Below are 6,129 nucleotides of genomic sequence, written 5' to 3' on the forward strand. Positions count from 1 at the left end.
TCCGCCCGGTATCTTGAAAATGGCGAACCAACGTGTCCACGGCAGCAGGAGCCATGGCCGAACCCATATCCTGCGGATCCTTTATACCCATGTCCAAAACCCGCCCTATGGTGGCGTGGGTGATCCGGGGACCGTTACCGGCAGGTGCGAGCAATACTGCACCGGCTCCCGTTACCGTCCACTGGGCAGTAAGAGGTTTCTGGACACCTTGTTCCGTAGGATACCGGTACTGACGCTCGGCAGTGTCATAATGGCTGCTGCACGCTGCCACTACATGGGTGGCGAAACCCCCGTCTATGAGGATACTGGCCAAGGCCATGCCTTCATACATGGTGGAGCAAGCCCCGTACAGGCCGAGGAAGGGGATACCTAAGTTGCGGGCCGTATAGTTAGCCGAAATGGTCTGGTTTAAGAGGTCACCGGCCAAGAGGTAGTCTATGTCCTGCCACTGCAATTTGGCCTTGGCGATGACCATTTTAACGGCCTCCTCCAGCATCTTGCGTTCGGCCTTCTCCCAGCTTTCTTCTCCGAAGTAGGTGTCGGTTATAACCATGTCGAAGGTGTTACCTAAAGGCCCTTCTCCTTCTTTGGGACCTACTACCGAGGCCGTAGCCACCACCACAGGGGGATTGGCAAACTGAATGGTATGTTTCCCTACCCTTTTGGTAGCCGGACTCACCTGGCTTCACCTCTAAGAGCCTGCAAGATAAGCGATTAATCCGACTATCACCGAGGTCACCAGCCCGTAAATGATGACCGGACCGGCCACCATAAAAAGGCGAGCCCCTACACCGAATACAAATCCTTCTCTCTTAAATTCCAGGGCCGGAGAAACGATGGAGTTGGCAAAACCGGTGATGGGAATGATAGAACCTGCCCCGGCAAATTTGCCGATCTGATCGTAGATCCCTAGGCCCGTCAATAAAGCCCCTAAAAAAACCATAACCATAGTTGTGGCGTTGGCAGCATCCTGGGGAGAAAAACCCCCACTTCTAAAGGCCAAGGTTATAAGCTGGCCGAGTGCGCAGATAGATCCTCCAACCCAGAAGGCGTTTAAAGCGTTGACCAGAACCTTAGGTTTGGGCTTTACTTGTTCTACGAGCTTTTGATAAACCTGCTGCTCATATTCCTGGCGCTGCTTACTTATCTGCTCCGCCAAGGTCAGGGGTTTCTTAGGTGGCCCAGGTTGCTTCGTCTGGTCGGCCATTCTTTTCACCTCAGGCTATATTATGGGCTGGAACCCCTTGGGTTTATGCATCTAAAACAGCCTGCACTTCCTCCAAGTCCTGAAGGAGGAAACCGCGGGTGAAGCTGGCCAGCCCCCGGAAGAAAGCTGTTTCAGCGTTATTCTCCATATCTTTAGTAAAGGCGGGTACCCACTCAAGGAGGTGTTCACGCAAAAATCGTTTTTGTCCTTCAAGGTAGAGCTTCCACTCTCCTCGGGGCAACTCTTCCAAAGCTCTGGCACATAACCAGGACATGAACTCAAGTTCCAAGCTTAAATGGTCGTCGGGCTCGCGATATAGATTTTTAATACTTACCCCAAATGATTGGTAAAACTTCCGTACGGCTAAGGTCTCCTCACCAAAGAGCAAGCGCTCCCGGGAGCGGTACACAGATTCCCAAGGCGGTGCTTTAATACCTCCGGGGCCCACGAAAAGACGCGTGAAGTCCTGTCGTAATTTCGCTTCAAATGCTTTAAGGTTTTCTTTCTGGGATTTTAATTCCTCATCCATCATTTGGCATCCTCTGCGGCTTTCCTCATTGGCTTCTCCCTGGGCCAGTTGGGCTAGGGTATCCTCTGCCAATAAGGCTTTAATGACATCCTGGCCGGGGCTTTCACGGTAAAGGCGGGCCAGGAGGCGGTAAATTATTTCCCTGCCTTTAAGCCATTCCTGTAAAATTTCTTGCTCGGTGCCTTGGTGCTCCATATTGGGGTCCCTCCTTTACTGTATCAAGCCCTTTTGTAACAGGCAGCGGAGGCATAATCGGGCGTAAGTATTGCCTGAAAATTTCTCCCCGCAGTTTACACACTCCCTGATGCCGGCTATGGTGAGCTCTTGTCTTTCTTTTGTAACCAAGGAATTTAAACTTATTTTATCCCCCCATGAAAGGCTACCGTGGAGGCATACGTCTATACATAGACCGCATGATAAGCAAAGGGCAGGACTAAAAAGAAGTTTTTCCTCCTGCAAGGTAAGTGCACCAGTTGGGCACAGGCGGCTACAAACATTACAGAAATAGCACGGTCCCGCTACCTTAAGGCCGGCCTGGGGCCAGTCTTTATCTTTTCGTAAGGAGCCTTTGGCTTTTTCTACATCTTCTAATACTTGGTCTAAAATCTGCCTGCGCGAAGCGGGTATATTACCCTGCCCTGAGTTTTCTTGTATTACCCCTCTGTTAATGCCCCGAAACAAGGCCGCAAAAAATTCCCTCCTACCCATGGCTGCCTCTCCGGAGGCTTTACTAAGGCTTTTAACCCGCAAGGGCGGGACTTCTGAAGTAACTCTTATCCTTTCAGGCGAAAATTGTAGGGCTTCTAGCATCTTATTTACGAGGAATAATGTGTTTTCATAAATACTCCGGCCTTTCTCTAAAGCACACCCAGCACATCCTTCCCGGGGAAGCACAAGTAATACCTTGCCTTCTGTGGCCAGCGCCAGCAAAACCTCCGGGATAAGGGCACCTAAACAAGGGACGAAAACCGCATTAGGTGTCTTATCCTGACGGATGCGAGGCGGCAAGCGGAGGCAAAAAAATATAACTTCCTCATAATGTTTTAATATTTCCCTTCCCCTGGCCAAGAAAAAAGCCGGGGTTCTTTCGGGATCCTTAAGAGCTCCCGTAGGACACGCGGCGGCACACAGGCCGCAACGATTGCAATCGGCAATCTGTGGACCCTTTTCAGTTATCTCTATACTATCCAAAGGACAGCTCTCTACACAGCGCCGGCAAGAAGCGCGAGGAGACAGGCTCCTCACACAAAGTTCCTTCCGCAAAGTCACTTTCCCCACTAGAAAGCTGGCAAATTCCCTTACATCCATGAAACCACCCGAGCCCTGCACTTACTCTGCTCCAACCTCTATTATCCCTTTACATGTATACATGTCAATGGAAAACAAGATATGTTAAAATACCAACTGGTAAAAGAAACTCTCATGGCCCAAAGGCCTATCCACAACGTAGGAGGGATATCCATTGAAATTAGCTACCCGGGCAACTTCTATCAGCCCTTCCCCCACCCTCTCCATCGATGCCCAGGCCAAAAAGATGAAAGCTCAAGGGGTCAAGGTGATAAACTTTAGTGCCGGCGAGCCCGATTTCGACACCCCTGAACACATAAAAAAAGCAGCCGTAGAGGCCCTAGAAGCAGGATTTACCAAATACACCCCGGTGCCGGGTATAGACGAGCTGCGTCAAGCCGTGGCCGAAAAGCTCAGCCGGGAGCGCGGGGTAGAATATAGCCCAAAAGAAATCGTGGTCTCCTGCGGTGCGAAGCACTCACTGTATAATGCCCTCCAGGTTTGTTGTGAGGAGGGAGATGAAGTTGTTTTAGTGGCTCCTTACTGGGTGAGCTATTACGAACAAGTGAAACTCGCCGGTGCCCGGCCTGTAGTGGTAGAAACCGACGAGGCTACGGAATTTAAGCTTACGAAAGCTGCTCTCAAAGAGGTTTTGACCCCCCGCACCAAGTTACTTATCCTTAACTCGCCTTGTAACCCTACCGGAACGGTGTACGATAAAAAAGAGCTGGAAGAACTGGCAGAAGTCATTTTAGAGCACAACCTCTGGGTCATCTCTGACGAAATCTATGCCGCCCTTATTTATGACGGTTTAAAGCACGTAAGTATTGCCTCCTTGGGTCGCGAAATGAAAGAGCGCACTATCCTTATAGACGGCGTGTCCAAAGCCTATGCCATGACAGGCTGGAGGATAGGTTTTGCTGCCGCCCCATTACCGGTAGCCCAGGCCATGGCCGACCTCCAAAGTCACTCCACTTCTAATCCTACTTCCATCGCCCAGAAAGCAGCACTTGCCGCCCTTACCGGCAGTCAGGAACCCGTAGAAAGAATGAGGCAAGAGTTCGAGGTACGCCGTAATCTTATGCTTGAGGAGTTGCAAGCCCTGCCCGGAATAACGTGTACCAGACCCGGCGGAGCTTTTTATTTATTCCCCAATGTCTCAGGTCTCTTGGGTAAAAAATTCAAAGGCCAATCCCTAAACTCTTCCACAGACATCGCTGCCGCCCTTCTCCAACACTTCCATGTAGCAGTAGTGCCCGGTATCGCCTTCGGAAACGATAACTACTTGCGCCTGTCTTATGCTACTTCAAGGGAACAAATTGAGGCTGGCCTGAAGCGCCTAGCCGAATTTTGCCACGAAGTTTCGTAATTGCATGCAATGTAAAATAAGCCCCGGGAAAACGGCCCGGGGCTAATTTACTTGGATGGAACTAACTTATAGGTCCGCAGGGTTATCAGCATAAGCGATTTTTACGTTAGCCTTAAATTCGGTGAGTTTTCCGTTCTTTACATTGGCCGTCAGGTTCAAGACCTCTACTCCGGAAATGTTGGGGATCTCCTTAGAGGCTTCAGCCACCGCCGCTTGTACGGCATCTTTCCAGTTGGATGGAGATTCGCCTACCAATTCTATTACCTTTACGTGCAAGAAATCTCCCCCTTTCTAATTTACTCTAAAGTCTATTGTATCCCCTCCTTCTTTAAATATGTCTTCCTATTTTCCTTCTTATTTGTAAACTCCATCCTGTATTAGGATATTCTTACACGAGAGGCTCACTTTTCCTGGGCGGTTACATAATATAAAGTAGCCAGGAAAATTACAGGCAAAGGAGGTAATCTATATGAATGAGGCTCAGGCTCAAGGATTCAATTGGGAACTAGCCCGGGCCTATATCCCGTGGCAAAGATACACCGAAAAATGGGACCCTCTAGAAGGTCTGAGAAAGGGCACTATTTTCCCAGAGCTTTACATGCCCTATCATCCTACAGCACGCTAACTCAGGAAGGAGGCTTTCCCATGGATTACGACCGTCGAAAACTTCTTGAGCAAATCATGGCCCTGGAATTCACGGCCTTAGAATTCAATCTATATTTAGATACCCACCCCCAGGATATGAAGGCTCTAGAAGAATTTAACCAAGCTGCCCGGAAACTGGCCCAGCTAAAACAGGAGTATGAAAGCCGCTACGGGCCGCTCACCAACTACGGTACCACCCCGAGCCCCGGATCCTGGAGATGGGTAGAAGATCCCTGGCCTTGGGAGATCACTTTTTAGGTAGCCGCTAATAATCGTCATCTTTGGAGTCCGAATATTGATTCTCATCTAAGGAGGAATCAGGAACGATGTGGATATACGAAAAGAAACTCCAATATCCGGTTAGGGTGAGCAGGCCTAACCCCCGGCTGGCTAAAAATATCATAACCCAGTATGGCGGGCCGGATGGGGAATTAGGTGCCTCACTACGTTACCTTACCCAGCGTTATACCATGCCCATACCCCAGGCCAAGGCCGTTCTAACGGACATCGGCACCGAAGAACTGGCTCACATGGAAATTATCGCCGCACTGGTATATAACTTAATCAAAGATGCTCCTTTAGAAGAAATTAAACGCGCTGGGTTGGACGGCTATTACGCCGACCATGACCGGGCCCTGTACTTCGTCAATCCTGAGGGCGCACCGTGGACGGCCAGCTATATTCAGTCCAAAGGCGACCCCATTGCTGACCTTTATGAAAACCTTGCTGCCGAACAAAAAGCCCGTGCAACATACGAGCTGCTTATCAACCTTTCCGACGATCCTGACGTCACCGATGTGCTAAGGTTCCTGAGGGAAAGGGAAGTTGTACACTTCCAGCGCTTCGGGGAAACGTTAAATCTGGTGTACGAATACATGGAAAGAAAGAAATATTATTAAAGCCCGAAGCTAATGCTAGGTGAATAAGATTACCCTTAGGTGCTAAAGCCCCGCTCCGGGGCTTTTTTTGACCCCATCCGTCGTTTATGGAGGAATCCGCCTTCCTTACCTGAGCTACATCATAACCCCTTTCCTCGAGCCTAACCGCCAATTTACCGCCCGTACACATGTCGACCAGAAATCTCATTGGGCC

9 protein-coding genes are annotated in these 6,129 nt (G+C 49.9%); 4 read left to right on the forward strand and 5 right to left on the reverse strand.

The features are described from left to right. From L5656_RS10015 to L5656_RS10030, 4 genes are all read right to left on the reverse strand, one after another. On the reverse strand, positions 1 to 679 hold a 679-nt coding region (locus tag L5656_RS10015; RefSeq protein WP_297202545.1), incomplete at its 3' end, for a stage V sporulation protein AD. 12 nt (positions 680 to 691) lie between these two features. Next, complete coding sequence (gene spoVAC / locus L5656_RS10020; protein ID WP_297202547.1) at positions 692 to 1,207, reverse strand: stage V sporulation protein AC; 516 nt, start codon at positions 1,205 to 1,207, stop codon at positions 692 to 694. A gap of 43 nt (positions 1,208 to 1,250) precedes the next feature. Further along, positions 1,251 to 1,931 (reverse strand): TorD/DmsD family molecular chaperone, encoded by a 681-nt coding sequence (locus tag L5656_RS10025; protein WP_297202549.1) that lies wholly within the window; start codon positions 1,929 to 1,931, stop codon positions 1,251 to 1,253. A 15-nt stretch (positions 1,932 to 1,946) separates the two neighbouring features. Continuing rightward, a complete protein-coding gene (locus tag L5656_RS10030) occupies positions 1,947 to 3,044 on the reverse strand; it encodes a DUF362 domain-containing protein (RefSeq protein WP_297202551.1) in 1,098 nt (365 codons plus the stop codon). A 154-nt stretch (positions 3,045 to 3,198) separates the two neighbouring features. On the opposite strand from L5656_RS10030, the gene L5656_RS10035 reads away from it, so the two are divergent. Continuing rightward, on the forward strand, positions 3,199 to 4,392 hold the full coding sequence (locus L5656_RS10035; protein WP_297202552.1) for a pyridoxal phosphate-dependent aminotransferase: 1,194 nt from the start codon (positions 3,199 to 3,201) through the stop codon (positions 4,390 to 4,392). A 66-nt stretch (positions 4,393 to 4,458) separates the two neighbouring features. Here the strand turns inward: L5656_RS10035 and L5656_RS10040 are convergent, their stop codons facing one another. Continuing rightward, on the reverse strand, positions 4,459 to 4,668 hold the full coding sequence (locus tag L5656_RS10040) for a dodecin family protein (RefSeq protein WP_297202554.1): 210 nt from the start codon (positions 4,666 to 4,668) through the stop codon (positions 4,459 to 4,461). 193 nt (positions 4,669 to 4,861) lie between these two features. Between L5656_RS10040 and L5656_RS10045 the strand changes: the two genes are divergently transcribed. The 3 genes from L5656_RS10045 (at position 4,862) to L5656_RS10055 (ending at position 5,936) form a co-directional block, all read left to right on the forward strand. After that, complete coding sequence (locus L5656_RS10045; RefSeq protein ID WP_297202556.1) at positions 4,862 to 5,017, forward strand: spore coat associated protein CotJA; 156 nt, start codon at positions 4,862 to 4,864, stop codon at positions 5,015 to 5,017. Between the two features lie 20 nt (positions 5,018 to 5,037). Beyond that, entirely contained in the window at positions 5,038 to 5,295 is a 258-nt protein-coding gene (locus tag L5656_RS10050) for a spore coat protein CotJB (RefSeq protein ID WP_297202558.1), read from the forward strand. 68 nt (positions 5,296 to 5,363) lie between these two features. Continuing rightward, positions 5,364 to 5,936, forward strand: coding sequence for a manganese catalase family protein (locus L5656_RS10055; protein ID WP_297202560.1), 573 nt, complete (start codon positions 5,364 to 5,366; stop codon positions 5,934 to 5,936). The last annotated feature ends 193 nt before the right edge of the window (positions 5,937 to 6,129 follow it).

Source organism: Thermanaeromonas sp. (assembly GCF_021890735.1).
Classification (GTDB): Bacteria; Bacillota; DSM-521; order Neomoorellales; family Neomoorellaceae; genus Thermanaeromonas.